General features: G+C 61.2%; 25 protein-coding genes, 2 tRNA genes and 1 riboswitch. Of the genes, 9 read left to right on the forward strand and 18 right to left on the reverse strand.

What is annotated here, in order from left to right:
• Positions 1–63: 63 nt before the first annotated feature.
• The gene (locus CCANI_RS09925) at positions 64–276 is read left to right on the forward strand and encodes an acyl carrier protein (RefSeq protein WP_186750101.1); all 213 of its coding nucleotides are present in this window, start codon (positions 64–66) and stop codon (positions 274–276) included.
• Positions 277–282: 6 nt separating this feature from the next.
• Here CCANI_RS09925 and CCANI_RS09930 read toward each other — a convergent pair whose 3' ends face one another.
• From CCANI_RS09930 to CCANI_RS09955, 6 genes are all read right to left on the reverse strand, one after another.
• Complete coding sequence (locus CCANI_RS09930) at positions 283–567, reverse strand: hypothetical protein (protein WP_146323642.1); 285 nt, start codon at positions 565–567, stop codon at positions 283–285.
• A gap of 215 nt (positions 568–782) precedes the next feature.
• Positions 783–1,610, reverse strand: coding sequence for a serine hydrolase domain-containing protein (locus CCANI_RS09935; protein WP_146323641.1), 828 nt, complete (start codon positions 1,608–1,610; stop codon positions 783–785).
• An 11-nt stretch (positions 1,611–1,621) separates the two neighbouring features.
• Entirely contained in the window at positions 1,622–2,923 is a 1,302-nt protein-coding gene (locus CCANI_RS09940) for a dicarboxylate/amino acid:cation symporter (protein ID WP_146323640.1), read from the reverse strand.
• A 640-nt stretch (positions 2,924–3,563) separates the two neighbouring features.
• The gene (locus tag CCANI_RS09945) at positions 3,564–4,292 is read right to left on the reverse strand and encodes a trimeric intracellular cation channel family protein (RefSeq protein WP_146323639.1); all 729 of its coding nucleotides are present in this window, start codon (positions 4,290–4,292) and stop codon (positions 3,564–3,566) included.
• A 72-nt stretch (positions 4,293–4,364) separates the two neighbouring features.
• Positions 4,365–4,613, reverse strand: coding sequence for a hypothetical protein (locus tag CCANI_RS09950; protein ID WP_146323638.1), 249 nt, complete (start codon positions 4,611–4,613; stop codon positions 4,365–4,367).
• 250 nt (positions 4,614–4,863) lie between these two features.
• Positions 4,864–4,940 (reverse strand) — tRNA-Ile (locus tag CCANI_RS09955).
• 139 nt (positions 4,941–5,079) lie between these two features.
• On the opposite strand from CCANI_RS09955, the gene CCANI_RS09960 reads away from it, so the two are divergent.
• The 3 genes from CCANI_RS09960 (at position 5,080) to CCANI_RS09970 (ending at position 7,421) form a co-directional block, all read left to right on the forward strand.
• A tRNA-Asn gene (locus CCANI_RS09960) sits at positions 5,080–5,152 on the forward strand.
• 40 nt (positions 5,153–5,192) lie between these two features.
• Entirely contained in the window at positions 5,193–7,145 is a 1,953-nt protein-coding gene (betT, locus tag CCANI_RS09965) for a choline BCCT transporter BetT (RefSeq protein WP_146323637.1), read from the forward strand.
• 33 nt (positions 7,146–7,178) lie between these two features.
• Complete coding sequence (locus tag CCANI_RS09970; protein ID WP_146323636.1) at positions 7,179–7,421, forward strand: hypothetical protein; 243 nt, start codon at positions 7,179–7,181, stop codon at positions 7,419–7,421.
• A 16-nt stretch (positions 7,422–7,437) separates the two neighbouring features.
• On the opposite strand, the gene dnaG is transcribed toward CCANI_RS09970, so the two are convergent.
• Positions 7,438–9,330, reverse strand: coding sequence for a DNA primase (gene dnaG / locus CCANI_RS09975; protein WP_146323635.1), 1,893 nt, complete (start codon positions 9,328–9,330; stop codon positions 7,438–7,440).
• 1,045 nt (positions 9,331–10,375) lie between these two features.
• Between dnaG and CCANI_RS09980 the strand changes: the two genes are divergently transcribed.
• Positions 10,376–10,909 (forward strand): guanyl-specific ribonuclease, encoded by a 534-nt coding sequence (locus CCANI_RS09980; RefSeq protein WP_146323634.1) that lies wholly within the window; start codon positions 10,376–10,378, stop codon positions 10,907–10,909.
• 78 nt (positions 10,910–10,987) lie between these two features.
• On the opposite strand, the gene CCANI_RS09985 is transcribed toward CCANI_RS09980, so the two are convergent.
• The 3 genes from CCANI_RS09985 to CCANI_RS09995 form a co-directional block, all read right to left on the reverse strand.
• Entirely contained in the window at positions 10,988–11,347 is a 360-nt protein-coding gene (locus CCANI_RS09985) for an ArsR/SmtB family transcription factor (RefSeq protein WP_146323633.1), read from the reverse strand.
• 16 nt (positions 11,348–11,363) lie between these two features.
• A complete protein-coding gene (locus CCANI_RS09990; RefSeq protein WP_146323632.1) occupies positions 11,364–12,599 on the reverse strand; it encodes an MFS transporter in 1,236 nt (411 codons plus the stop codon).
• A gap of 84 nt (positions 12,600–12,683) precedes the next feature.
• A complete protein-coding gene (locus tag CCANI_RS09995; protein ID WP_146323677.1) occupies positions 12,684–13,937 on the reverse strand; it encodes a deoxyguanosinetriphosphate triphosphohydrolase in 1,254 nt (417 codons plus the stop codon).
• A 74-nt stretch (positions 13,938–14,011) separates the two neighbouring features.
• Here CCANI_RS09995 and CCANI_RS10000 point away from each other — a divergent pair, with 74 nt between their 5' ends.
• From CCANI_RS10000 to CCANI_RS10010, 3 genes are all read left to right on the forward strand, one after another.
• Entirely contained in the window at positions 14,012–16,042 is a 2,031-nt protein-coding gene (locus tag CCANI_RS10000; protein ID WP_146323631.1) for a TPM domain-containing protein, read from the forward strand.
• Between the two features lie 239 nt (positions 16,043–16,281).
• Positions 16,282–16,491, forward strand: coding sequence for a hypothetical protein (locus CCANI_RS10005; RefSeq protein WP_146323630.1), 210 nt, complete (start codon positions 16,282–16,284; stop codon positions 16,489–16,491).
• Positions 16,488–17,099, forward strand: a complete 612-nt coding sequence (locus tag CCANI_RS10010; RefSeq protein WP_146323629.1) for a Fic family protein — start codon at positions 16,488–16,490, stop codon at positions 17,097–17,099. The genes CCANI_RS10005 and CCANI_RS10010 overlap by 4 nt, the downstream gene beginning before the upstream one ends.
• A gap of 28 nt (positions 17,100–17,127) precedes the next feature.
• Here CCANI_RS10010 and CCANI_RS10015 read toward each other — a convergent pair whose 3' ends face one another.
• The 3 genes from CCANI_RS10015 to CCANI_RS10025 are packed head-to-tail and all read right to left on the reverse strand — an operon-like array spanning position 17,128 to position 19,510.
• On the reverse strand, positions 17,128–17,565 hold the full coding sequence (locus CCANI_RS10015) for a hypothetical protein (protein WP_146323628.1): 438 nt from the start codon (positions 17,563–17,565) through the stop codon (positions 17,128–17,130).
• Between the two features lie 15 nt (positions 17,566–17,580).
• On the reverse strand, positions 17,581–18,123 hold the full coding sequence (locus CCANI_RS10020; protein ID WP_146323627.1) for a hypothetical protein: 543 nt from the start codon (positions 18,121–18,123) through the stop codon (positions 17,581–17,583).
• A 1-nt stretch (position 18,124) separates the two neighbouring features.
• Entirely contained in the window at positions 18,125–19,510 is a 1,386-nt protein-coding gene (locus CCANI_RS10025) for a glycine--tRNA ligase (RefSeq protein ID WP_146323626.1), read from the reverse strand.
• Between the two features lie 441 nt (positions 19,511–19,951).
• Between CCANI_RS10025 and CCANI_RS10030 the strand changes: the two genes are divergently transcribed.
• Positions 19,952–20,380 (forward strand): Fur family transcriptional regulator, encoded by a 429-nt coding sequence (locus tag CCANI_RS10030; RefSeq protein WP_146323625.1) that lies wholly within the window; start codon positions 19,952–19,954, stop codon positions 20,378–20,380.
• Here CCANI_RS10030 and metE read toward each other — a convergent pair.
• The 5 genes from metE to era all read right to left on the reverse strand — a co-directional run bounded on the left by metE (position 20,377) and on the right by era (position 26,426).
• A complete protein-coding gene (gene metE, locus CCANI_RS10035; protein WP_146323624.1) occupies positions 20,377–22,656 on the reverse strand; it encodes a 5-methyltetrahydropteroyltriglutamate--homocysteine S-methyltransferase in 2,280 nt (759 codons plus the stop codon). The genes CCANI_RS10030 and metE overlap by 4 nt on opposite strands.
• A gap of 51 nt (positions 22,657–22,707) precedes the next feature.
• Positions 22,708–22,915: riboswitch (cobalamin riboswitch) on the reverse strand.
• Positions 22,916–22,935: 20 nt separating this feature from the next.
• On the reverse strand, positions 22,936–24,024 hold the full coding sequence (locus CCANI_RS10040) for a VIT1/CCC1 transporter family protein (RefSeq protein ID WP_146323623.1): 1,089 nt from the start codon (positions 24,022–24,024) through the stop codon (positions 22,936–22,938).
• Complete coding sequence (locus CCANI_RS10045) at positions 24,021–24,692, reverse strand: isoprenyl transferase (RefSeq protein WP_246118169.1); 672 nt, start codon at positions 24,690–24,692, stop codon at positions 24,021–24,023. The genes CCANI_RS10040 and CCANI_RS10045 overlap by 4 nt, the downstream gene beginning before the upstream one ends.
• A 78-nt stretch (positions 24,693–24,770) precedes the next feature.
• On the reverse strand, positions 24,771–25,514 hold the full coding sequence (gene recO / locus CCANI_RS10050; protein WP_146323621.1) for a DNA repair protein RecO: 744 nt from the start codon (positions 25,512–25,514) through the stop codon (positions 24,771–24,773).
• Positions 25,515–26,426 carry a GTPase Era gene (era, locus tag CCANI_RS10055; RefSeq protein WP_146323620.1) on the reverse strand — a complete coding sequence of 304 codons (912 nt, stop codon included), beginning with the start codon at positions 26,424–26,426 and terminating at the stop codon, positions 25,515–25,517. It abuts the gene before it with no gap.
• Between the last annotated feature and the right edge of the window lie 6 nt (positions 26,427–26,432).

The raw sequence follows: 26,432 nt of genomic DNA on the forward strand, positions 1-26,432 counted from the left end.
GTTGCAGACTACCCTTCGCGTGTCGGTTACGTTTTCCACGTTACCGTGGGTAGCCTGAGCGTCATGGAGTCCGCCGAACAACGCCTCATTGCGCTGGTACAACGCGTCACGGGTAACGACGCCGCTGAGATCGACCTTGACGCTCCCCTAGCGTTCGATTCGCTCACCCTCATCGAACTTGCAGTTCGAATTGAAGAGGAGTTTGGGGTGCGCATAGATGCGTTCTCACCTGCGAACCTTAAGGAGGCCCTGGCGCTCGTGACAGCGACGGCGTGACGCGCGCTAGGCGACCGTGCGGTGGTAGCCGTAATCAAGCTGGAAATCCACGCTCACGTGGAAACCATGCTCGCGGCCCAGCGCATCAAGCACATCGCTCAATTGCGCCAGTTCGTGCGCGTCGCCGGTGATTACCTGGCGGCAACCGATCAAGCCTGGTGCGGTGCGACGCCACTGAGTAAACCACTCTGAAGCAAACACATCGTCGAATGTGGCTGCAGCGTAGTCGGCTGGGCTTTGGATGCACTCGACCATGGCGTCTTCCACGGTTCGGCGCAGCCGGATGGGCATACCGTGAATAGTGAGGACGGCATGCGAGGAACACACTGAAGTTGGCAGAGTCACTGTCTTAATTTCCCTGTCGCTAACCAGACGTACACGGTTGTGTACGCCAAGACGAGGATCGTCTTCCCCAACGGCCTCGTAATTAGTGTGTGTATGGGACAGTTTGGCTGAGAAGATAGGTTGCGGACAACCCTCAACCTTTACTTGACACCCCCATCTATTCAAGTAGTACTTGAGGGTTTGCTCAGCGTTTGCTCTAGGTGTGCCCACACCTTCGCATTAGTTTCAGTCCACAACGGCTTCGCCCAATCCCCAAAAGGACGCTCCGTCAACGCTACCATGGCGCGCTGCGTTGGCCGGTGAACCCACAAGAAAGTCCCAGCTTGGCCGAAGTGTCCCACCACATCCGGCGGCATATTCACCCCGGTCCAATGCGGCGCTTTCGCCCCTTTAATCTCAAACCCCAGACCCCACGGGCACGGCTTATACACTCCATACCCGGGAACCAGCCCACTCAGCCGCGGATAAACGGGGGTAAGGGCCCGGCTCAGCGTGGAGCCATGCAACAGGGTCGGATTAAGCACTTCCGCAGCAAACTTCGCAAGATCGCGGACGGTGGATTCCGCCCCATGGCCCGGGGACCCGGCGAGCCGCGTGCGCGTCATCCCGAGGGGTTGCAGCACCGCCTCGTCGAGGTAATCCACGAACGGGATTTCGGTTTCCTCGGCGATTGCGGCGGCGAGGATCTCAAAACCAGCGGAGGAATACACGCGGCGCTGACGCGGCGGGCGTTCCGGTTTGGTCGATGCAAAACCGATGCCCGATGTATGCGCCAGCAGATCCGTTACGGTCGCCCCGGGCGGGCCCAACGGCGTGTTCAATTCGAACACACCTTCCTCTACGGCGATAAGGACGGCATAGGCGACGAGCGGCTTGGTGACGCTCGCCAAACCGAACAACCGATCCACATCGCCCTCGAACGAAACAGAGCCGCCGTGCAAGACGGCGGCTCCACAATGATCCACGGGCCAATCGCGCAAAAACTCCATACCTTGGGAGTTTACTTGCCCTCGAACACCTCGCGATTGAGGATACCCTCGCGCTTTGCCACCACAGCCGGCACCAACGCCTGGCCAGTAACATTCACGGCGGTGCGGCCCATATCCACGATCGGTTCCACCGCCAGCAACAAGCCCACCCCCTCCAGGGGCAAGCCCAGGGTAGACAACGTGAGGGTAAGCATCACCGTAGCGCCCGTCGTGCCCGCAGTGGCGGCAGATCCGATCACCGATACGAACACAACCAGCAGGTAATCGGTGATATTCAGCTGCACGCCGTAAAACTCCGCCACGAAAATAGCTGCGATCGCCGGGTAGATCGCGGCGCAACCATCCATCTTGGTGGTCGCCCCAAGCGGCACCGCAAACGAGGCATACGCGCGCGGCACCCCCAATCGCTCCACCGTGGTCTTCTCGGTCACCGGCATCACGCCCATCGACGAGCGAGTCACAAACCCCAGGGACGTCACGGGCCACACCTGTGCGAAAAACCTACGGACGCTCAAACCATGGAGCTTCAACACCGCCGGGTAAATCAAGCCGATCACCACCGCCAAGCCGATATACACAGCGATCACGAAGGTCCCCAGCGAGCTCAGCGCCTCCCAACCATAAACGGACACCGCCTTTGCAATCAGCGCCGCCGTGCCGATCGGAGCCAAACGGATAATCCACCACAACACCTTCTGGACAATCTCCAACACGCTCGCCGTCAACCTCAACACCGGCTCCGCCGGCTCCCCCACCTTGACGGCAGCAATGCCAAACGCGATGGAAATCAACAACAATTGCAACACATGAAACGACGGGGTCGCCGCCAAAGCGCCGGACGCCGTCTCCTTCAGGCCGATCTCCAGGCCAAAGATATTCGAAGGCACAATGCCCTGCAGGAAAGCCACCCACGAGCCGGTGGTTTCCGGGGCGGTTGCGGTCGCGGCGTCGACACGCGAATTACGGCCAGGATGCAACAACGTGCCAATGACCAAACCCGCAACAACAGAAGCCAAAGCCGTCACGGCAAACCACACCAACGTCTTCCACGCAAGGCGCGCGGCATTAGTCACCTGGCGGAGCTGCGCAATCGAAGTGATCACCGCGGTGACCACCAGCGGCGGGACCATCAACTTCAGCAAGGACACATATGCTGCGCCCACCTCGCTGACAATCGGCACCAGCCAAGACTGGTTGCGGGCAACCATACCTAGGAGGAGGCCCACGATCAGGCCGTATACCACCTGCGCCCCAAAGGACGTAAACACATGCTGACGCTGTTCCGCGTCCGGCTTCGTAGCCACAGTAGTCATTGTTGTTATGCTCTTTCACTGCGATTTTGGTAAGGCTTGTATGCCTAATGCAGTCGAAAGCATAAGCTAGACTAATCAGTACGGTCAAATGTGGGTGGTGGGGCCTTTGTTTGTGTTTTGGATGGACTGAGGTGGGGGAATCGGATAGACCGGATTGTCTATATTGGGGTTGGGCGCTCAGGGCTTGGGCCGCATGACGGCGGGGCGGGGCCTCAAACCGGCAGATGGGCGACTTCAGGCCGGCGGGGCGAGGGCTGGGGCGCGCGGGGAGGCCATTTGGATTAGGTTGCGTGCTACGCATGAAGTTTTTTACACCAGAATCGCGGATCCGGTGTAATTTTCATCATCGGGGACGGCCTCAGCGGCCTGGCGCGATACTATTTACACAGATTTCGGGATTTTGATGTAAAAAATATCAGTAGACACCGTTCAACTCGGGAAATGCCAATATGTCGTGCACGAGCCAATTAGGGCGTACGAGCGTTTAGAGGGTACTAGCCCCCGCGGGCGGCCATCCAGGCCGTTACACAGCGAAAATGCGCAGTGCGCTACAGAATCGCGGCGTTGCGGCAAAGGCCCGCAAGCCCACACGAGCCCACACAATTCAGCCGCATAAACACCGATTGTTTGGCCACCAGAACTACTCGTGGTTGAGGCGCGAACGTTCCTCGCGGGCGCCTTTACGCTCGGCGCGTTTCAAGGCTTTAGCCAATTGGGCGGGGGTCATTTTGATGGGTGCCCAATCAGCACTGGTCGGCAAGACCCAGCCCCGCCAATAGGCCAGGATGGCAAAGCCGGCGCCGAGGGTGGTCGCGGCGATCATGCCCACGGCGTCGTGACCCGCGGCATGGAAAGCCACCATCGTCGCGGAGGACACAATCGCCGGCGTGGCGTAGAGCGTATTCCCGCCGAAAATGGAGGGGACGCTGCCGGTGGCGATGTCGCGAATCATACCGCCGCCCACAGCGGTAAGCATGCCCATGAACAGCGCGGAAGCCCAAGGCATGCCGTACGTCAAGGCCTTCGTAGAGCCGGTGACAGCCCACACGCCGAGGATCACGGCGTCCCCATGAATGCGGAACAACTCCCACGAGCGCCCGTCGAGATGAATCACCATCACGATAAGGCCGCCGGCGATCGCCATGCCCATGTAACTGGGTTCGGCAATGGCGGCGGGGGTGCCTCGCTGCATCAGGGTATCGCGAAGCATACCGCCCCCCAGCGCGGAAAATAGCGCCAGGAACGCCACACCAATGATGTCAAAATTTCGCTGCCTTGCGATGGTGCCGCCGATAGCACCATTGAGCACGACGCCAATCAAGTCGAGGCTCTGGTAGATCGCAAGGATCGTGGGATCAACTGTGGGCATGCCACCTAGTCAACTACAAGTATCGGCCACACCCAACCGGGGCACGGCCTACCGGGGCGAAACCGGGCCGTATTAGGCCCAATCGCCGGGCGCCGCGTGACGGCCGTAAGAGGCCTGCACTGGAATGTCGCGTCCAGGGAGTTCTCGGTCCAGCGCCAAACCTAGTTCGGGATCAATCTGCTGTGAGAGCATCGTATGGATGGTCTCTGCGCGGCCTGCGGCTCCCGCCACAATCTCTTGCCACACCTTGTCAATCGTCGCATCGTCGGACGGCAATCCGAGTTCTTCGTATGCTGCTCGAACCGTACCCCTGAGGATCATCAATGCACTCCTAGATAGCTGGCTATTACTACGTACCGAACCCACCTATTGTGGACTACCATTCAGTACTTCAATTTCGATAAGTAGCACGCATGAAACCCATACGGCCACCCTCTTACCCGAATTCTTCTGTAAAACTCAGGGGTATTTTCATCTAGAGGGCAAAACATTAGTGCCACACTCACATTGTGGGCAATCTTCCCAGGGTATGGGAAGCGCCCCAAGCTGTGACACCTGGGGCGCTTCTTACTGGTGGGGCCAGCGGGGCTCGAACCCGCGACCAGCGGATTATGAGTCCGCGGCTCTAACCGACTGAGCTATAGCCCCGCACTGAGCTTAGCCGGTGCGAGGGCAGAGGGAAAACTCGCGCCAAAAAACCGCCTGTGACCTGCCCGTTTGGACACTTTTCCCGGCCGCGTATATAGTTACTTCTCGTTGCAAGGGATTACCCCGGCACACACACCATTCCCCCATAGCTCAATTGGCAGAGCATTCGACTGTTAATCGAAGGGTTACTGGTTCGAGTCCAGTTGGGGGAGCTTTTAGCCCCACGAGTCCACCCTCGGCGGGGATTTTTTTATGCCACCCGTGCGATCAGCGCCTATCCTCTTCTTCGTGCGAGGAAAACAGATCTCATCACGGCGGTCCGTAAATACCCCGGTATTTGCCACCACCCTCATCGGCGTCATAGCCCTGGTTGCCTGGGCTTTCTTTGGCCACGATTCTGCGGAGATGGCGCTCACCGCCGTCACCGGTTGGATTGCGCAAAAACTAGGTTGGTTTTATGTCCTTACCGCCACCGTCGCAGTTATTTTCGTAATAGTAGTTGCGATATCAAAATTGGGAACCCTCCGGCTCGGCCCCGACGATTCCCGCCCCCAATTCAGCCTGTTTTCTTGGTCTGCAATGCTTTTCGCCGCCGGGATCGGCGTCGACCTTATGTTCTTCTCCGTGGCGGAACCGGTAACGCAGTATTACATGCCGCCGCAAGGCCCCGGCGAGACCCGTCAGGCGGCGGAGGAAGCCGTGGTTTTCGCCCTCTTCCACTACGGGATTTCCGGCTGGGCCATGTATTCGCTTCTCGGAATGGCGTTCGGTTTCTTCGCCTTCCGGTGGGGCATGCCGCTCACCCTGCGCAGCGCGCTCTACCCGCTCTTGGGCAAGCGGGTCCAAGGCACATTGGGGCATTCGGTAGACGTGGCGGCGACGCTGGGCACGGTGTTCGGTATCGCGGCGTCGCTAAGCATCGGCGTGGTACAGCTCAACTACGGACTCACACTGTTGTTCGGTTGGGAGGAAGGCGAGCAGGTGCAAACCGCGCTGGTGGTGTTTAGCGTGGCCATCGCGGCGCTGTCCGCAGTATCCGGCGTGGACCGCGGCATTAAGCGCCTTTCCGAAATCAATGTGCTGATGGCCATCGTGCTGATGACCTATGTTGTTATCACAGGTAAAACGGCATTTCTGCTCGACGCAATGGTGATGAATATCGGCGACTACGCCTACCATTTCGTGGATTGGTCGCTAGACACCTACGCCTATTCCGAGACGCCGGAACAGACCCGCGCCTGGCTGGCCAGCTGGACGCTCTTCTTCTGGGCCTGGTGGGTCGCCTGGGCGCCGTTCGTAGGTTTGTTCCTGGCGCGCATTTCCCGCGGCCGGACGCTACGCGAGTTTGTGCTGGGCACCCTGACCATCCCGTTCCTGTTTATCCTGATGTGGATGAGCTTCTTCGGCAACGCGGCGCTAGACAAGGTGCGCGGCGGCGACGACGCCTTCGGACGCATGGCCATGGAAGCCCCGCAACGCGGGTTTTTCGATCTGATGCTCGATTACCCGGGCGGCATGCTGCTCGTCGGCCTGACCACCCTGATCGGCCTGCTGCTCTATATCACCTCCGCGGATTCCGGCGCCCTGGTGATGTCCAATTTCACCTCCCGCATCGACGACGCGCACCGCGATGGCCCCCGCTGGTCGCGCATTGTGTGGTCCGTGGTCATCGGCGTGCTCACCCTGGTGATGCTGCGTATCGACGGCGTGGCCACCACCCAAGCCGCCACCGTGGTCATGGGCTTGCCGTTCACCGTGGTGATGTATCCGCTGATGATCAGCCTCTGGAAGTCCCTGCGCCGCGAGCTCGAGCCCGGCGAACAAAAACCCGACTGGCGGCACCGTCTCGCCCGCTCGTTCGACTGGCCGAGCGCCGAGAAAGCGCAGCGTTACCTGGACGACACCGCATTGCCCGCGCTTCTCGACGTCGCTAAGGAACTGTCCGCGCAGAACTTCCCCGCCGGCGTCCACGTGGAGCCCACCTTGCCGGTATCCACCCTTACCCTCAATTTCGGGGAGAAGACACTGTCCATCGTCCCGCTGGAATGCGACGTCCCGGCGCTGGCGGGCTACAACCTCGACCGCGAAGACCCCTACATAGAATTGCGCCTTGGCACGATTGATATCTACGGTTATGAAACCGAAGAACTCATCAGCGCGGTGTTGGACCGCGTCGAGGCAGAACGAGGTTCTTTAGTAGAGTAGGCGTATCCGCAACCATCGCAAAAGGGAAAGATAATGATCCAATTCGTCATTGGCGCTGCCGCAGGCTACGTGCTGGGCACCAAGGCGGGACGTAAACGATTCGACCAGATCAAACGCGGCTACAACTTCGCCGTGAACTCCCCCGCCTCGAAAGCCGCCATCACGGCCACGCGCAAAGCCATAGCCAATCGACTGGATCCCCAGCCGCGCATGAAGGAAATCAAGGAAATCCGCCGCGAGGACGGCAGCACGGTGTTGGAGCCGGACGAGGATTAGGTAAGTCGCGGCGTCGTCACTGCTGAAAAGCACGGGCCAGCAGGTCGCGCCGCGCCTGCTCTAGGGCAATTAGGTCTGCAAACAACGAATTGTACGTGCGCTCATCATCCGCCGGGCGCATCCGTTGCAGACGCGCCTTCAACTGCGCAATCTGATTGCCCACCCGCACCTCCTGCAGGCGCGACAACACGCTATCCGCATACTGCGGCAGGGCCTCCGACGGGCAATGAATCTCCTCCACCGCCAACTCCGACACCAACGACCGGCCCAATAAATCCGTCATCTCGCCCGCCACCCCGGCGATCCCATTCCGGCTGCGGCAGCCGCCCTGATTCGCAATGGCCTGCCGCACCGCGCGGTACGCCGGATGCGTGAACGCGTCCACCGGGATCCCATCAAAATAATCGCCAGCGATCTCCGGATACTGCAACGCCAACTTCAAGCTCTCCCGCTCCGGCCACAGGCGCGGCTCGCGGGGGTTCGGCAGATCAAAACCGGGGGTAGGGGAACTCGTCGCTGGCGCCGCGGCCGCATCGAACCGCCGCGCGCGACGCGGCTCTTGCGGGCGCTGCCGAGGGTGACGCGCCTGCTCCCTGACCTGGGCGAGCACCTCGCCAGGATCCGTCCAGCCGACCCAACCCGCCAATTGACGAGCGTACTCATTGCGCAACGTCTCATCGCGGATCCCGGCCACTACCGGCACCGCGCGGCGCAACGCCTGAAGGCGGCCATCGACGGAATCCAGCGAATAATCCTGAAGCATCGCGCGAACCACGAATTCGAACATAGGTACGCGCTTGGCGACGAGCTCCCGGAGCGCCGCATCGCCCTGGGCCAGCCGCAAATCACACGGGTCCATGCCGTCCGGCGCTACCGAAACATAGGACTGACCGGTGAATTGCTGATCCCCCTCGAAGGCGCGCATGGCGGCCTTTTGCCCGGCCTCGTCGCCGTCGAACGTATATATCAATTCGCCGCGAAAGTAGGTATCGTCCAACATCAACCTGCGCAGCAGCTGCAGGTGCTCATCCCCAAAGGCCGTGCCGCAGGCCGCCACCGCAGTGGTCACCCCGGCGACATGCATAGCCATCACATCGGTATAGCCCTCCACAACCACCGCGCGATGCCCGGCGGCGATATCCTTCTTCGCCTGATCGAGGCCGAACAACACCTTCGACTTCTTATACAGCATGGTCTCGGGCGTATTCATGTACTTGCCCAGGTTATCGTCCTCGAAGAGCTTGCGGGCGCCGAAGCCAATCACGTCGCCGGCGAGATTGCGGATCGGCCACAGCAGGCGGCGGTGAAACCTATCAATCGGGCCGCGCCGCCCCATGGCGCACAGGCCCGCCGCCTCCAGCTCCTGGTGGCTAAACCCCTTGCGCAGGAGGTGCTTAGTGAGCGTATCCCAACCCCCCGGCGCATACCCGCAACCGAACTTATGTGCGTCTGCGGCGGAGAACCCGCGCTGGGTAAGGAACCTGCGGGCGGTCTCCGCCTCTTGGGTCTCCAGCTGGGCTACATAGAACTCATGCGCCGCCTTATTGGCCGCCACCAGCCGCTGCCGAGTACCCGGCTCCTCCCTGCGGCCCGGACCCCCACCTTCGTATCGAATCTGATAGCCAATCTTCTCCGCGCAAATCTCCACCGCTTCCGGGAAGCTCACATGCTCCATCTTCATCAGGAAGCTGAACACATCCCCGCCCTCGCCGGAGGAAAAACAGTGAAAGTACCCGCGGTTCGGCCGCACATGGAACGACGGCGTCTTCTCATCCTTAAACGGCGAAAGCCCCTTCAACGAATCCGCGCCAGCGGGCTTGAGCTGCACATACTCCCCCACGATCTCCTCGATGGGGGTGCGCTCGCGGATCGCCGCAATATCCGAATCCGGGATTCTTCCTTTGGCCATGCCCTATACATTAGCGCCGATGCCAAATCGACAACCGCGCCAGCTTTTGGCGTGCGGGTGGTGGGTGGTTCACGCCTTCGGGATAGGTTCTATTGTCAGGTTTGCCTCCGAATTCGCGTCGTGGATGTTCCGGTCCGGCGCTCCGGTTTTTGTAGGCATTTTCGGGGCAGGCCTAGCGGCCTCGCTGCGGGCTCCAAAAGGCCCGACCATCCATTACCCTTACCAAAAACGTTAATGGCCGCCATTTTGATATGGTAAGCTGTTGGCAACCTATTGGCACGTGCGGAGTTGAACGGTGTCTACCGATATTTTTTACATCAAAATCCCGAAATCTGTGTAAAAAATATCGCGGCGGCGGCCCTGGGCGGCCCCAGATGATGAAAATTACACCGAATCCGCGATTCTGGTGTAAAAAACTTCATGCACAGCACACAACCTATCCCCACCGGGCCTTCGAGGGCTAGTTTTCTGCCACCCGAGCCCATATCCGTCGAATCCCCAGCCCAGGCAACGAACCCTCCAGCCTAGAGCGCCGCAACTACGGTGCCCGCCCCCGATCCGATCAGTTGCGCGAGTGCCATTTGCCCGCCGCCGCTTTGCCACACACCAGCCCTCAACCAAATCAATTGTACCCAAACGATTTTGCAGCCAAACTCTTTTCAGAAATCGCCACAGCGGCCAGTTTGAGCCCCTGAAATCTACTACCCAAGGTGAACTATGGACGAATCACGTTTCGTTCGCCATTCTGATACACTAAGTTGCTAGCAACCTATTGGCCCAGCCGTAGTTGAACGGTGTCTACCGATATTTTTTACATCAAAATCCCGAAATCTGTGTAAAAAATATCGCGCTAGGCCGCTCAGGCGGCCCCAGATGATGAAAATTACACCAGACGCGGCGCTGGTGTAAAAAACTTCATGCGCAGCACACAACCTATCCGCGCGCGCCGCATGACGGCCGCCCTGCGCCATTAAAACCGGTAATCCACCACATCCCACCGCACCCCTCGCGGCTCAACGCGGCAGATCATGAAATGATATTGGGCATGAATCGTGTGTTGAAGGGTTTGGGCGCGGTCGCGCTACTTGTTGCTGCCGCATGGTTGGGCATTGATCTTTCCCAAGGCGATCTTTCCCAAGGCGGGGAAAGTAGTGAATCATCGCAGGCCAAAGGCGTGCAAAGCTCGCCGACGGCCCAAACGAATACCTCGACCGACCCGAAAACACCCACCAAGCCAAACACCAGCAGCCCCACTAGCCCCACCAGCCCCACGCGTCTCCCGTCATGCCCCACCGCCACCCTACCTGACCAGGCACATGAGGTTATCGACGATATTCTCGCCGGCGGCCCCTTCGAGCACCCTGAGTACGACGGCACGCACTTCGGCAATTACGAGCGGATCTTGCCCAGGCAGAACAGTAATTTCTATCGGGAGTACACGGTGGATACGCCAGGCGTTCGCCATCGGGGCGAGCGCCGAATTGTGGTCGGCGGCGGCACGAAGCAAGACCCGGACACCTGGTATTACACGGATGACCACTACGAAAGTTTTTGCGAAATCCCAGACGCGGAGCAATAGCGCTCCACAAGAACCCGCCCTGACCTACCGCTTCAACCCACACACGCCCCCAACCAACCCCCTCCCCCAAACCCCCGACTATTCGTGCAAGGGTTCCCCGGTAAGCATATGGTCGGCGTGGTTGAGCGTTTCCAGCACGAGTCGGCTGAGGTGCCCGTCGACCACCCGGTAGATGATGTTGCGCCCTTCCCGCCGGGATTCCACAAGCCCGCCGAGCCGTAATTTGGCTAGGTGTTGGCTGACTACGGTGCGGCTGACCCCAACGGAGTCGACGAGCTCAGCGACATTGTGTTCGTTCTCCACAAGGAGCCAAAGCAGGTGGAGCCGGGTCGGTTCGGCGAGGAGTTTGAGGGTGTTTGAGGCGGAGGTGAAAAGGGCTTCGTCCGGCTTTAGGTCGTGGACGAATGAGGGTTCTACGATTGTTTGTTGTGCGTTCATCTTCCACCTAGTCGCGCTAGTTGTGCGTTTGCACTGGTTCCGTGTGTTCAAACTGACGAGCGTCTAGGCTCGTGTGAATGCTCAGCATGGTGCCAAACACCCCAACTATTATCAACACCAGCGTAACCCATGGCAGCCCCATTCCTGCCCCCGCCCAGCCTGCGAGCGGGTATGCGACGAGGTAGCACGCGTGGCTCAGCGAGAATTGGGCGGCGAATACGTAGGTGAGGTCGGCTTCCGGCGTGTGCGTGCGCAGCACTTGGCTGATGGGCGTTTGCATGATGGATAGCGACGCCCCGAGTAGCGGCCAGATCGCCCACAGCGCCCATTCCCACCCGCTGATAAGTACGAGGTACAGCAGCACCATGCCGCTTATCGACGCCGCGGCTCCCGACCACATGAGCGAAAAGTCGCTGAAACGTTCGCGTAGACGAGGCAATGAGAATGCCAGCGCCATGGAGCCGACGCCGAAGGCTGCAAGCAGCCAGGCCACCGCGGCGTCGTCACGCGAAAACATGTCGCGGAGGATCACTACGGTATTGACCAGCACCATCGCCATCGGGGCGGCAATGGCCAGGTTGAGGAAGAGGACGCTGCGCAATTCGGGAATGCGGCCCATGTATCGCACGCCGCGCAGGCTGCGCTTGGGGAGGGATTCCTGCTTTTCGTCAGCGTGGCTGGCGGGGAAACCGGGGGCGGCTAGGAGCACAAGGACGAGGGAGCCGAGGAAGCCGCCGGCGGTGCCGATAAACAGGCCGTGATAGCTCATGATCAATAGGGCGCCAGCTGCGAAAACCGGGCTGGCGACGGCCTCGAGATCGTACGCGAGGCGGGATAGGGAGAGCGCGGCGGTGTAGTCGTCTTCGGCGGTGATAATGCGCGGGATCAGGGCCTGGAAGGTGGGCGTGAAGGTGGCGGAGGCGAGTTGCAGGATCGCGATCGCGGCGTAAAGGGACGCCGTGTTGTCCACCCATGGCAGGAGGAGTGCGACGGCGATGCGGAGGGCGTCGGCACCCACGAGGACGGCGACCACGGGCAGTCGTTGCACCACGGCGCTCATGATGGGCGCGGCGAACACGTACATCAGGATTTTGATGGTGAGTGCGGTGCCAAGGACGGTGCCGGCGTGGCTTCCGGCGAAGTCGTACGCCTGCAAACTCAGTGCGACTGTTAGCAAACCCGTTCCCACGAGGGCAACGACTTGGGCGAGGAATAGTTTGCGGTAGGTGGGGTGGCGCAATGGAGCAAGCATGGGGCCTCACAAGTCTGTCGATATGTGCACGGGTATGCACACGTTGACAAATGGTAACCCTAACCTACGTGGTGCGCAAGGGAATCAGGCAAGAAAACCGGAAACCACCACCGCCTCGCGATGAATGCGCTGCAAGCGGGACTCCGTCATGGACGCGATCTGATCGATAATCACCCGCTGGCGCTGGGCATCATTCTCCGCGGCGGCGAACCACGCGCGGAACATCGGATCGAGCGTGCCCGGCGCGCCCATCAGCAGGTACTCGTACACCAATCGAATCTTTTCTCGCTGCCGGTCCTGGCGGCGCAGGTGGCCGGGGTCCTCCATCACGTACAGCACGGCGATGGTCTTGAGCAGGGTCACCTCCGCCAGCGCGTCCGGGCGGATCACCAATTCCCCGTACCGGTCCGGATTCGCCTCTTTGGTCGCAGCGATGGTGGCGGCGACGAACCGTCCCACCAATTCGGAGGTTAAGCCCTTGAGCGCCACGGTTTTCCGCAGGCTGCCATCGTAATCCGTGGCGGCATTGACCACCTCTAGGTGCCGCAGCCGCGCCGCCGCCTCCAATAATTCGTTCGGATCCCCGCCGAACGCCCGGGCGCCTTTCTCCGCCAGCGCCGCCAGCTCCACCAAGTCCCACAGCACCCGCAAATCTATTCGGTTAGACAGGATGCCGTCCTCCACGTCATGCACGGAATAGGCCACGTCATCGGACCAATCCATGATCTGGCCCTCCAACGGCGGCCGGTGATCCCGGTGGCCCTGGCGCACCCATTCGAGCACGGCGGCGTCTTCGTCATAGGCACCGTATTTATTGTTCGGGGCGTCGGCCCGGGCCCACGGGTACTTGCACGCGGCGTCGAGAGACGCCCGGCTAAGGTTGAGCCCGTAACTCTCCCCGTCGGGCGAAAGCACTTTCGGTTCCAGCCGGGTCAATATGCGCAGCGTTTGGGCGTTGCCCTCGAAGCCGCCGCACAGATCGGCCAACTCGTTGAGCGCCACCTCCCCGTTGTGCCCATACGGCGGGTGTCCGATATCGTGGCACAGCCCCGCCAGCTCGGCCAGCTCCGGATCCACCCCGATGCCGGCGCCGAGGCCACGCGCGATCTGGGCCACTTCCAGCGAATGCGTCAACCGGGTGCGCGGCGTGTCCCCGTCGTGGGGTCCAACCACCTGGGTTTTATCTGCCAGCCTGCGCAGCGCCGCCGAGTGCAGCACGCGGGCGCGGTCGCGGGCGAAGACGCTGCGATGCTCCACATCCGTGCCGGGGAAATGGCTCCGTTTGGCTGGTTCATCGAGCCGCCGCTGGCGGTCCGCCTCGGTATAGTGGTACCCCACCACACAGCCCCTTTCCGCATAATATTCCGGTAACTTTGACACCAGTGTGCCACCTGCAAAGCTATTGTTGTTATATGACTTCGCAGCGTCATCAAATCCACGTCATTCCCGCAACGTTCGCAGCTCTGTGCGTCACCGGTTTGGCGGCGCTTGCCATCGCCCCAGGGGCCGTTGCGCTGGCGCAAGCCCCGGCGGTTACCAGCCCGGCAACGGCCGCCACGGACTCGCCGCCGCCGAGCCAGCAGACCCAGCATGTGGTCGACCATTCGGGGGTGCTGAGCGACGCGGAAGCGGCTGAGCTGGAAGAGATGATCACCACGATGCGCCGGGAAGAGCAGCGCGATATGTACGTGGTGTTGCAACCTACGTTCGGCTCGCTCGACGCCAACCAATTCGCCGAAGACACGTTCAAACTCAACCGCGCGGACAATGTGCTGGTGCTGGCCATTGCAACGGAAGCGCGCAAGTATGCCGTCGCGTACGAGAGGAATAGTGCGCGGTGGCCGGCGTCGACTGCGAAAAAGGTCGAGGAGGCCGCCTACCAGAAACTCGTGGATTCGGATTTCGCGGGGGCGGCTTATGCTGCGGTGGAGGCGGGCGGTGGCGCACGGCCTTTGACTGCGGAGGAGCAGCGGCAACGCACGCGCACCGGCTACACATTATTGGGCACCGGGGCGGGCGGCATCGCGGCCATTGGTGGCGGCTTGTGGTACGCCAATCGCCGCCGCAGGGCGAAGAGTATTGAGGCGGCGCGGCAGATCCCGCCCGGCAATGTGGAGGAGCTGACCAAGCTTAGCGACGCCGTGCTTACCCAGCTCGCGCAAGAGGAACTGGTGTCCACGGATGAATCCATCCGGCGGGCGCGCGCGGAGCTGGATCTGGCGATCTCGGAATTCGGCGCGGAGCGGGTGCGTCCGTTTACCAGTGCGATGAATACTTCCACCTCGACCCTGCAGCGGGCGTTCCAATTGCAGCAGCAAATAGATTCGAAGTCGGTGGCGTCCGTAAATCAGCGCCGCGCCATGCTGGTGGAGATCGTGTCCAGCTGCGGGCTGGCGGATGACGCCTTGGACGCCGTGGCGGCAAAGTTTGCGGACCTGCGAAACCTGCTGGTCAATGCGCCTTCCAAGGTGGAGGAGATCACCCAGCAGCTGGTGGATCTGCGCACCCGCCTGCCCCAGGCAGCGGTGACCTTGGAGGAATTGCAGCGCACCTACGAGCCTTCGGTGATCGATAGCATCGACGAAAACGTGGACCTTGCCGCCGAGCTGACGGCGCAGGCCGAAACGGCTATCGATTCGGCGCGCGAGCAGCTTTCCCTTCCACCGGGCTCGCAGGGCGGCGTGGTGGACGCTATCCGCACTGCGGAGAATGCGATCAGCCATGCAGATAAGGCGCTATCCAGCATCGAAAATGCCGCCACCGATATCGCCCAGGCGCAGGCCGGAATCGAGGTCGTGATCGCGGAGATCGAAGGCGAGGTCGCGGAGGCCAAGCAGCTCAAGGAGCAGGGCCAGGCCCACGGCGCCCGCGCCAATTGGGATAGCGTCACCGAAACACTAAGCCGGGCCCCGGGGATCATCGCCGACGCCCGCAAGAAGGCCGAGGCGGACCCCCTGACCACCTATAGCACGCTTGTCGAATATGATGCCGAACTGGACCTGCTCTTGGACACCGTCCGCGAAAGCACCGCCCAGCAGGCCCGCGCGCTGCACATCCTGGATAACACGCTGCGTTCGGCCGATGCCGCGCTGCGTTCCGCCGATGATTACATTGGCACCCGCGGGCGGATCGTCGGTTCCGCGGCCCGCTCCCAGCTCGCGGAGGGGCATCGCCAACACGCGCTGGCCTTAAGCAATCGCACTTCCGACACCCGCGCCGCGATCGAGCAGGCGCAGCATTCGCTTGACCTTGCGAAACGGGCGCTGCGGGCGGCGCGCAACGACGTGTCCGAGCACCAGTCGCGGCAGAGCCATAATTCCGGTTTCACCACCGGTTTGATCGCTGGCAGCATCTTGAGCGGTGGTAGTAGCGGCGGGTTTTCCGGCGGATTCTCCGTTGGCGGAGGCGGTGGCGGCATCAGCTCGAGCAGCGGCAGCTTCTAAACGCGGCGTCGATAAGCTGAACGTTAGAACAGACGTACCTGAAACGCATGACGCTTATCGACGTCCCCGTTTGTGTAGCGCGCACACGTACCCGACACGCTGCGCGGCGCGCTGACCTGCCGGTTTGATAACGTTTCCGTATCGGTCTTGCACAAATTAGTAAATCTTCTATAATTCAGGTAGAATAATTCACACGAAACGCACAGCTTCAATTGATCCCGTACTACACAGAGGGAGGAATGGAGGAACAAATGAATCTGCATGAGATATCTTCCCTGCTCTCTGAGTGGTATGCCTTGCCGGAAGCTGTAAAGGCCGAAAGTCGCCGCTCCGTTACTGTGGAGCGAGTGGCCATGTCCATGGCTATGGAACGCGAGTACGTCAGTGACGAGTGGTTTAGTCAAGCCCAGGAATGCCAATCCCAACTTGCTCCAGTTAAGGTTCAATGACACCCGATTCTAATGGCACACGTACATTCGATACCGTCCACGGTGAGCTAGCTTACTCAGAGGTCAATGACAGAGTTGCAGAGCCCCTTCGATTACTCATCAATGAAATAAACGAAGGGGCTTTTCTCGATTTCGAGCTCAACCCGCACCTATTGCAGGAGTTCCACCGTCGCATCTGCGTGGACCTCACGCCGCACATCGCCGGGAAGCTTAGACATTGCGCGGTGCGCATCGGCCACCACTACCCGCCCGAACACATTTACGTCTCCCAGAAATTGTGGGAATACTTCGACGATATCAACGCCCGCATGCTCTACGTTCAGGGCGATCTGCAAAACACCCTGGAATTGCTTTCCTATGTTGAGGCCAAAGGCTTGCACATCCACCCGTTTGTGGACTTTAACGGCCGCGCCATCCGCGCCTTGGTGTACGAGGTCATGCGGCGGATCGACTTCCCGCCGATCGAAATTTCTATCGACGCGGACTCGCCGCTGCATCACACGTATATTCAGGCGTTGCGGGAGTTTGATGTCCACCAGTCATTGCATGGGCTGGTGGACATTTGGCGCAACCACCGCTTCCCCGCGTTCCGCGACGAGTTTTACTAGCCGGCGCCGCGAGTTCCCGCGCTGCCAGCTAGGAGATCCGAACGTTGCGCCCTGGGGCGTCGACTAATACGCAGCCCCAGGTGAGGGCCACGGCGTCGAGAAGCGGAAACTCGTGCATTCCGGACACAGTGAGCGAAGTGCGGTGGGCGGCCACGCGCGCGACCACACGACCATCGCGGCGAATGGTGCGTTCTTTACGCAACGGCGAAACACGATCAAGCGTGTACCTGCGATCGGCGCACACCGCGGCCAGGGAGCTTACGGTGAAACCGACGTTGCGCATCGTGATCATCTCGCCGTTTTCCGCCGTGAAACGCAAGCGGAACGAACACGGGCCGGACGTGGATTCCACCAGCAAACGATGCTCGCCGATAAAAATGACGTCTGCGCGCACTTGTGCGACAACGGTACCCTCGTGGTCGCGCAGGACATTATCCTCCCACACCCACGTTGGTTGCTGTGACATTGCGCGCGCTCCCTCTTACAACAGGAAAACCCAGACGATAAAGGGGGTGAGCGCCAGCAGGCACACGGTGAGGATCCACGTGAATCCCACCAGGCGAGCCTCGAGCACGATGCGCGCCACCCAGGCGAGGAATACTGCCTCGTCTTGGCTGAGCTCGGCGCCCTCCTCCACTTCCAGTTCTACGTGACGGACCCCGTGTTGCGCACCCGTAAATTGCGCAACTTTATCGTTGTGGGGTTCGACCTCGACGATCCAGTCCGATTTCGCCTCCCGGGTCAGCTTGAACGTACGTTTGCCCACGGTGACGGTGACATTATCAGAGCGGTCAAAGCGACCCTTGCTTGGCACGGCCCGGTACTCAATGGAATCGCCAACGCGTGCGACGGCGTCGCCTTTGCGTCCCGCCTCAAAGGTCCAGGTCCTATCGCCAACCTGTGCGGTAGTGGTTTCGGCCTTGTGGTCGGTGACAAACGTGGCCAGCACCTCGTCGCCCTGCAGCAATGGAATGGTTACCTGCGCGCCGGACTTATCGCGCGCACCCCAATGAAGATTGTTCATGCTAGCAACCCGCGAGCCGCTGCCCGAGGTACGCCTCGAGCTCGTCCAATTTGACGCGCTCCTGCTGCATGGTATCGCGTTCGCGCACCGTAACGGCGTTATCTTCGAGCGTGTCAAAATCGACGGTGACGCAGAATGGCGTCCCGATCTCATCCTGGCGGCGGTAACGGCGGCCGATCGCACCGGAAGTATCGTACTCGATATTCCATAGTTTACGCAGGTCAGAGGCAACCTTTTCCGCCACCGGGGTGAGCGTGTCCTTCTTGCTCAGCGGCAGCACCGCAACCTTGATCGGGGCAAGGCGGCGGTCCAGCTTGAGCACCACGCGCTTATCCACGCCGCCCTTGGCATTCGGCGCTTCGTCCTCATGGTAGGCGTCGCACAAGAACGCCATCAGGGCGCGGGTAAGTCCGAAGGAAGGTTCGATCACCCAGGGAACGAAGCGGCTGCCGGTGGTTTGGTCGAAGTAGCTAAGGTCTTCGCCGGAGTGTTCGATGTGGCAGCCGAGGTCGTAGTCGGTGCGGTTTGCCACACCCATGAGCTCGCCCCACTCGCCGCCGGGGAAACCAAATCGGTATTCGAAGTCGATGGTGCCCTTGGAGTAGTGAGCGCGCTCCTCTTCCGGAACATCGAATTGGCGGAGATTCTCTTCCTTGATGCCAAGGTCGATGAACCAGTCTTGGCAGGCGTCCACCCATTCCTGGAACTTTTCGTCCGCATCTTCGGGGGCGACGAAGTATTCGATCTCCATCTGCTCGAATTCGCGGGTGCGGAAGATAAAGTTACCGGGCGTGATCTCGTTGCGGAAGGACTTGCCCACCTGCGCGATACCGAACGGTGGTTTCATACGCGCGGTGGTCATCACGTTTTTGAAGTTGATAAAGATGCCTTGCGCGGTTTCGGGGCGCAGGTAGTGCAGGCCCTGCTCGTTGTCCACGGGGCCGAGGAAGGTCTTCATCAGCCCGGAAAATAGTTGGGGCTCGGTCCACTTGCCCGGCTGGCCGGTCTCGGGATCGTTGACATCCGCCAATCCGTTCGCCGGCGGGTGGCCGTGTTTGGCCTCGTAGGCCTCCAACAGGTGATCCACGCGGTAACGCTTGTGCGTGTACAGGGATTCCACCAGCGGGTCGGTAAAGGTTTCCACGTGGCCGGAGGCGACCCAGACCTGGCGGGGCAGGATAATAGAGGAATCGATTCCCACCACGTCGGCGCGGGCCTGGACGAACGTCCGCCACCACTGCTTCTTGATGTTCTCCTTCAGCTCCATGCCCAAGGGACCATAATCCCAAGCTGAGCGAGTGCCGCCGTAGATTTCGCCACAGGGGTAGACCAATCCGCGGCGCTTACAAAGATTCACCACGGTATCGATGACGGATTCATTCGCCACTGAACTCTCACAACTCCTCAATCGAGTCAAAGCCTTCGCCCGCGCGATTCGCGCAGCACAAAGCCTCCAATAATCCTTATGCCCGCCTGGCTGACGGGCATTCGATGACGGCTAAGGTCACACATAACCTTAGCGCGTCACGCAAATTACCAGCCATCTGGGGGTTGAGTCAGGCTGTACACGTGCTGTTACAAAACTTTCTTCACACTGTTATCTTCCCTAGGTGTTACCAGTTTTCCCCGAAGTCACGCCATAGAAAACGCCTATTAACCTGCGAAGTTTGCCCACTGAATGGCCTACACGGCAATCGCTTGAACAGCGCTTTTTCATTATGATGCCGCTTAATGGGGTAGCATTGTGGCAAGAATCCCACACACGTCTCATGAAACTACGGTCCTTGAAGCCACCGCCATGTGGACATCTGGAAGGAGCCTGGACATCATGGCTGTACACAATGAATCAATTATGCCGAAGCTCGGCGTACGCAGCACTCGCCAACGCGCTGCTGTTGTCAATGTCCTCCGCGAACTCGACAACTTTGCGTCCGCGAAAGAAATCCACCAAGCCCTCACAGAACGCAAACACAAGGTCGGTCTCACCACCGTCTACCGCACGCTGCAATCGCTTGCGGATATTGATGCCGTCGACGTGCTCCACATGGCCAGCGGGGAATCCCTCTACCGGCAATGCACCTCCGACGAACACCACCATCACCTTGTGTGCACCGGCTGCGGGACCACCGTGGAAATCGACGGCGGCCCCGTAGAGCGGTGGGCGCACAGCGTGGCGGACGAGAACGACTTTCAGCTCACCGGGCACACCGCCGAAGTTTTCGGTTTGTGCGCCCAGTGCCAGCATTCCCCCATCTAGGCAGTGATGGTGGCCCGCACCTCATGCGCGGCCGCAACCAGATTCTGCAAGCTGGCCGTGGTTTCCGCCCAGCCGCGTGTCTTGAGCCCGCAATCCGGGTTCACCCACAGCAGGGCCGGATCCACATGACGCACCGCCTGTGTGAGCAAATGTTCGATCTCCGCTTCGGATGGCACCCGCGGCGAGTGAATATCCCAAATCCCAGGGCCAATCCCCAGGTGGAAGTTGTGCTGGGCCAGCGCCTGCAGCACCCCCATGCCGGCCCGCGAGGACTCGATGCTGGTCACATCCGCGTCAAGATCGAGAATGGTATCGATCAGCTCCGCAAACTGCGAATAGCACATATGTGTGTGGATCTGCGTGCTATCCGCCACGCCCGAAGTTGCCAACCGGAAGGCGCCGGTCGCCCACGCCAAGTAGGCGGGCTGATCCGCCACCCGCAGGGGCAGCAGCTCCCGGATCGCGGGTTCGTCCACCTGTATGAATCGCGCACCGGCAGCCTCTAGATCGGCCACCTCGTCCCGCAGCGCCAACGCCACCTGATCGGCGGTTTCCGAAAGCGGCTGGTCATCGCGCACAAACGACCAGGCAAGCATGGTTACCGGGCCGGTGAGCATGCCCTTGACGGGTTTCTCGGTAGCCCGTTGCGCGACCTCGAACCAACGTACGGTCATCGGGGCAGGGCGGGAAACATCACCGTACAGAATCGGCGGCCGTACGCAGCGCGAACCATAGGATTGCACCCACCCATAATCGGTGGCCGCGTATCCGTCCAGCTGTTCGGAGAAGTATTGGACCATGTCGTTGCGCTCGGGCTCGCCGTGCACCAATACATCCAAACCGAGCTCTTCCTGCGCTCGAATAACTGCGCGAACTTCCGCGACCATTTGGGAATCGTATTCGGCCGCCGAAATCACCCCTTGGCGCAGCCGAGCGCGGGCGCTGCGGATTTCCTTGGTCTGCGGGAACGAACCGATCGTGGTCGTCGGCAGCACGGGTAGCTCGGGGCGCGGCCGCTGATCGAACGGGGTGCGGCGCCGATCAGCCTCCGTTACCCCACGCACACGATCGCGCACCTGTTCGTTGTGGATGCGCGGCGAGGTGCGGCGTTCCTCCCACACCCGCGCGGAAAGCTCCACCAACGCCTGATCTTCCGGCCGCGCCGTGCCCCCGAGGAGCCGCGCCAGCGTGCCCACCTCGTCGATTTTCGACGCCCCGAACGCCAACCAGCGACGAAGCTCGGCGTCCAGCGCGGTTTCCGGCTCCAAGGAATAAGGAACATGGAGCAACGAGCAGCTCGTGCTCACGGCGATCGGGCCGCGTTGCTGGAGCGCCTCCAATTGTTCCTTGGCGCGCCGCAGGTCAGTGCGCCAGACGTTGCGCCCATCGATCACACCTGCGACCAGCAGCTTGGTGCCATCCCATGCGGGCACGGGATCGGCGGCGGAGGTCACAAGGTCTACGGCTATCCCAGCGACCGGGGTGCGTTGCAATAATTCCACGGCGCTATTGCCATCGCCGAAATACGTGGCTACCAGCAGCCGGACCTCCGTGGCCCCGGCCAACGTCTCGTAGGCTGCGATAATTGCGTCATTATGTTCGATGGGAACATCGAGCATAAGGGCGGGCTCATCAAGCTGGATCCAGCGCACCCCAGTCGCGGCCAATGCGCCGATAAGTTCGACATACGCCTGGGTCAGCGAAGGCAGCAAGTCGCTGAGCTCGGCAGGCGTGAGCGGGCGCGGCGCCTGGCCCTCCGCCACTCGGCGCGCGAGGCGCAGGAAGGTGTAAGGGCCGATCAATACCGGGCGAAACTCGGGGCCCGCGATGCCATCGAGCAAGAGTTCGGGGTGGGCGCTAAAGCTCACCTCGGACTCCAGTTCGGGGACGATGTAGTGGTAGTTGGTGTCAAACCACTTGGTCATCGCCGCAGCCGGGTGCTCGGCCGTGCCACGCGCCGTCGCAAAGCACGCCGCAAGCAGCTGCTCGACGGAGGCGTAGGTGTCGGGTGTGGTGAAGCGCGCCGGCAATACCCCCAAGGCGGCGGTCATATCGAGCATTTGATCGTACAGGCTGATGCCCAGCCACGGAACGCTGTCCAAGCCCGCGGCGCGCAATTGTTCGGCGTAGGCGGCGTTGAGTTCGCGGGCGACGGCCCACGGCGTGGGGCCCGAAGTGTTCCCGGCCCAGTGCGATTCCAACGCATGTTTGAGCTCGCGATTGGGTCCGATGCGGGGTGGCGACGCAACGGTCGCGCGGAAATTGTAGGTAGTCACGTTGTCTGATCCTCGTCAGCGTAGTGGGGTGAACGCGTTGCGGCAGAAGTACCGCAATCGCGGCGCGCTGCAGGTATTCGGACTCGTGAGCGAAAAGCTAGTACCTAATTGCCACAGCTTCCCATCGCGATCGACAGTGCTGGCTCCGTATTCGGGGTGGCGTTCGGATTTCTCACATACCGCTGCGGGACAGTCCTGGATTCGCACCAGATTCCCTTGAAGTACGCGGGGGCATACAACAGCGCGCACCTCACATTAGAATATAGACCAAGCTGTCTGTCAACCGACGGCTACACCGAACGCCCTACCTAATGCGTAGGTGACCGCCGCCGCGCCCAAACCAATGGCCAACTGGCGCAGGCCACGCCGCCACGGAGACGCCCCCGACAGCACACCCACGATGCCTCCAGTGAACATCAGTGCGATGCCCACGAGCACGCAAGCCAGCACACCAGCAACCAATTGATCCAGGCCAAAGAAGAACGGGATCACCGGCACCAATGCGCCCGTGCCAAAGAACATAAAGCTCGACACCGCCGCCGACCAGCCGCTGCCCACTACGTCCGCATCCTCGCTGGTCGCGGGCTCGTCCTCGGTGATCACGGATTCGGTGGTCATGCCGGTGGCCTTAAGCTCCGCAAACACCCGGCGCGCCTTGACCTCGGCGTCCTCTTCGGACATGCCGCGCGCCCGGTACACCAAGGCCAGCTCGTTGGCGTCCACGTCCAAGCGCGGCACCTCGGAGGAGGTTTCCGGATCCGGCGTCGAAGCGTCCAACAGCTCCTTTTGCGAACACACGGACACATACTCCCCCGCGCCCATGGATAGCGCGCCGGAGAGCAAACCGGAGATGCCCGTGAGCAGGATCAACCGGTTATCCACCCCGGCGGCCATCACACCGAGCACCAGCGCGAGGTTGCTCACCAGGCCGTCGTTCGCGCCGAACACGGCCGCGCGGAAATTGCCGGACATTTCTTCCCTGCCGCGAGCGGCCAAACCGCGCACGATTTCGGCGTGAATCCGCTCGTCTGCGATCATTTGTGCGGTGGCGTCTTCGTCCTTGGCGTACGGCGTCCGCGTCTCCGCCGATTGCATCAGCGCCAAGGTGAACACACTGCCGAATCGTTTGGCCATAAAGCCCATGCACAGGGTGGACAGGTCGGGCCGCTGCGGCATGCCCACATGATTGCCCAAAAGCCGCCGCCAGTGTTCCTCGTGGCGGGACTCGGCGTCGGCGATGGCCAGCAGGATGTCCCGCTCGGTGCCTTCCTTGCTCATGGCCAGCTCGCGGTACACCGCGGCTTCCGCTCGTTCGTTCGCCAGGTAGCGTTGCCACCGGCGGATTTGCTTCCTCGTGGGTTCGGTCATTTCACTCCTCCGAAGCGGCGATCTCGGCGCGCATATTCTTCCACCGCCGCGTAGAGGTCCGCGGCCGTGAAGTCGGGAAACAGTTTGTCTTGGTACACCATTTCTGCGTATACGGACTGCCATACGAGGAAGTTAGAGGTGCGTTTTTCGCCGGAGGGTCGCAGGAATAGATCCACATCCGGCATGTCGGGTTCATCGAGAAATTGTGCGAAGCTCTGCTCGGTGATGTCGTCGGGGCGCAGGGTGCCCGCAGCGGCCTGCCGAGCGATCTCCCGCGCGGCGTCGATAATCTCCGCGCGGCCGCCATAGTTTACGCACATGGCCAGCGTCATTCGGGTGTTGTCTTTGGTGAGCTCCTCGGCCGCCTCCAGCTCGCGGATCACGGCGCGCCACAATCGGGGCCTGCGCCCCACCCAGCGCACTCGCACACCTTTTTCATGGAGCCCGTCGCGCTGACGCCGCAATACGTCGCGGTTAAAGCCCATGAGGAAGCGCACTTCGTCGGCACTGCGCCGCCAGTTTTCCGTAGAGAACGCATACGCGGACAGGTAAGGAATGCCTAAGGCTAGGCAGGCGTCTACAACATCAAGCAGGACGGCCTCACCGCGACGGTGTCCTTCCGTGCGTTTCAGCCCGCGTTCCTGCGCCCACCTGCCATTTCCATCCATTACGAGGGCGATATGCCGGGGGAGGAATTCAGCGGGAATCTGCGGCGGAATGGAGTTCACCGTGCCTATATTACCGTGCTACGACACCGCCCCCTGATCGTGGACATCAAGCGAGGCAATCACACGTTCGAGGTGCCAGTGGAGATGTGTGCGGGTAAGCCGATGCGCGTCGCCCGCCACCTGTGCGCTTATCGACGCCCCGCGCACCGCGTCCCAGTGATCGTGCGCGAGCCACCACATCAGGCGCAAGCTTGATTCCGGAACTTCTATCGAACCCGGGGGTCGGCACGCCACGCACACCGCCCCGCCGGCGCCGGGGTGAAACGCATGGTGCGGGCCCGGCCTTTGGCACTGGGCGCAATCGAACAGGCTTGGGGCCCAGCCGGAATGCTCCATCGCCTGGAGCAGGAAGGCATCGAGGACGAGGGTGGGGTCGTCGGCGCCGCAGCAGCGCTCGAGGGTGGTGAGCGCGGCGTCGAAAAGCCACGGGTCCTCGACATCGGAAAAGCACATACGTTCGGCCGCTTCGAGGGCGGCGCAGGCGGCGGTATAGCGTTCGTATTCGCCGATAACCCGGCCGTAAAAGGTCAGCGTGTCCGCGCCCGTGATCGTGTACAGGGAACGCCCCGGATACAGCTGCACATTGAGCTCCACGAATGGCTGCAGGCGCGAACCGAACCTACTTTTGGCTCGGCGCACCCCTTTGGCCACGCCGCGCACCAGCCCGTGATGGCGGGTGAGCAGCACGATCACGCGATCCGCCTCCCCGAAATCGTAACTACGCACCACCAAGGCGCGATCGCGGAAGCTGGCGCGGCGCACTTAGAACCCTAACCGGCCCAGCGCTTTCGGATCCGACTGCCAGTTCTTGAGCACCTTGATGCGCAAATCCAGGTACACGTTCTGGCCCAGGAGTTTGATTATCTCTTTGCGGGCGTTGTGAATAATGCGGCCCATGCGGCGGTTATCCTTGCCCATAATGATCCGCTTTTGGCCAGCGCGTTCGACATAAATCACGGCGTGGACATCGAGCACCCCTTCGCGGTCCTGGCTGGGCAAGACCTCATCGATCTCCACCGCGACGGAGTGCGGCAGCTCGTCCTTCAGGCCGCTCAACGCCGCCTCGCGGATCAGCTCGGCCATACGTGTGTTCGCATCGTCGTCGGTCACGTGATCGTCCGGGTAGAACTTCGGGCCCTCCGGAAGCAGGGACACCATCACATCGATCAATACGTCCGTTTGTTCGCCCTTGACCGCGGATACTGGTACCACCTCGCACTCGCCGCCGAGGAGTTCATGCAGGGCCACCAGCTGCTCCGCAACGGCATCCCTAGAAACGGTGTCCACCTTGGTGACCACGCCCATGAGCTTGGTTTTCGGCGCGGCGGCGCGCACCGCCTCCAGGATCCAACGGTCCCCGGGCCCGATCTTTTCGTTCGCCGGAATGGTAAGGGCGATCAAATCCACGTCGGCGTAGGTGTCCTTGACCATCTCGTTCAAACGTTCGCCAAGCAGGGTGCGCGGGCGGTGCAGGCCGGGCGTATCCACAAGGATGATCTGCGCGTCCTCACGATGCACGATCCCTCGAATGGGGTGGCGAGTGGTTTCCGGCTGGTCGGCGGTGATGGCGATCTTCTCCCCCACCAGCGCATTGGTAAGGGTGGATTTGCCGGTATTGGGTCGGCCCACGAAGCTGACGAAGCCACTTCGGAAGCCCTCGGGTGCATTGAACATGTTTTC

Source organism: Corynebacterium canis (assembly GCF_030408595.1).
GTDB classification, from domain to species: Bacteria; Actinomycetota; Actinomycetes; order Mycobacteriales; family Mycobacteriaceae; genus Corynebacterium; species Corynebacterium canis.

Bases quoted from the DNA above. Each gene is read 5' to 3' on its own strand.
- CCANI_RS09925 (WP_186750101.1), top strand. From the start codon at position 64: ATGGAGTCCGCCGAACAACGCCTCATTGCGCTGGTACAACGCGTCACG.
- CCANI_RS09930 (WP_146323642.1), bottom strand. From the start codon at position 567: ATGCCCATCCGGCTGCGCCGAACCGTGGAAGACGCCATGGTCGAGTGC.
- CCANI_RS09935 (WP_146323641.1), bottom strand. From the start codon at position 1,610: ATGGAGTTTTTGCGCGATTGGCCCGTGGATCATTGTGGAGCCGCCGTC.
- CCANI_RS09940 (WP_146323640.1), bottom strand. From the start codon at position 2,923: ATGACTACTGTGGCTACGAAGCCGGACGCGGAACAGCGTCAGCATGTG.
- CCANI_RS09945 (WP_146323639.1), bottom strand. From the start codon at position 4,292: ATGCCCACAGTTGATCCCACGATCCTTGCGATCTACCAGAGCCTCGAC.
- CCANI_RS09950 (WP_146323638.1), bottom strand. From the start codon at position 4,613: ATGATCCTCAGGGGTACGGTTCGAGCAGCATACGAAGAACTCGGATTG.
- betT (WP_146323637.1), top strand. From the start codon at position 5,193: ATGCCACCCGTGCGATCAGCGCCTATCCTCTTCTTCGTGCGAGGAAAA.
- CCANI_RS09970 (WP_146323636.1), top strand. From the start codon at position 7,179: ATGATCCAATTCGTCATTGGCGCTGCCGCAGGCTACGTGCTGGGCACC.
- dnaG (WP_146323635.1), bottom strand. From the start codon at position 9,330: ATGGCCAAAGGAAGAATCCCGGATTCGGATATTGCGGCGATCCGCGAG.
- CCANI_RS09980 (WP_146323634.1), top strand. From the start codon at position 10,376: ATGAATCGTGTGTTGAAGGGTTTGGGCGCGGTCGCGCTACTTGTTGCT.
- CCANI_RS09985 (WP_146323633.1), bottom strand. From the start codon at position 11,347: ATGAACGCACAACAAACAATCGTAGAACCCTCATTCGTCCACGACCTA.
- CCANI_RS09990 (WP_146323632.1), bottom strand. From the start codon at position 12,599: ATGCTTGCTCCATTGCGCCACCCCACCTACCGCAAACTATTCCTCGCC.
- CCANI_RS10000 (WP_146323631.1), top strand. From the start codon at position 14,012: ATGACTTCGCAGCGTCATCAAATCCACGTCATTCCCGCAACGTTCGCA.
- CCANI_RS10005 (WP_146323630.1), top strand. From the start codon at position 16,282: ATGGAGGAACAAATGAATCTGCATGAGATATCTTCCCTGCTCTCTGAG.
- CCANI_RS10010 (WP_146323629.1), top strand. From the start codon at position 16,488: ATGACACCCGATTCTAATGGCACACGTACATTCGATACCGTCCACGGT.
- CCANI_RS10015 (WP_146323628.1), bottom strand. From the start codon at position 17,565: ATGTCACAGCAACCAACGTGGGTGTGGGAGGATAATGTCCTGCGCGAC.
- CCANI_RS10020 (WP_146323627.1), bottom strand. From the start codon at position 18,123: ATGAACAATCTTCATTGGGGTGCGCGCGATAAGTCCGGCGCGCAGGTA.
- CCANI_RS10030 (WP_146323625.1), top strand. From the start codon at position 19,952: ATGGCTGTACACAATGAATCAATTATGCCGAAGCTCGGCGTACGCAGC.
- CCANI_RS10040 (WP_146323623.1), bottom strand. From the start codon at position 24,024: ATGACCGAACCCACGAGGAAGCAAATCCGCCGGTGGCAACGCTACCTG.
- CCANI_RS10045 (WP_246118169.1), bottom strand. From the start codon at position 24,692: ATGGATGGAAATGGCAGGTGGGCGCAGGAACGCGGGCTGAAACGCACG.
- era (WP_146323620.1), bottom strand. From the start codon at position 26,426: ATGTTCAATGCACCCGAGGGCTTCCGAAGTGGCTTCGTCAGCTTCGTG.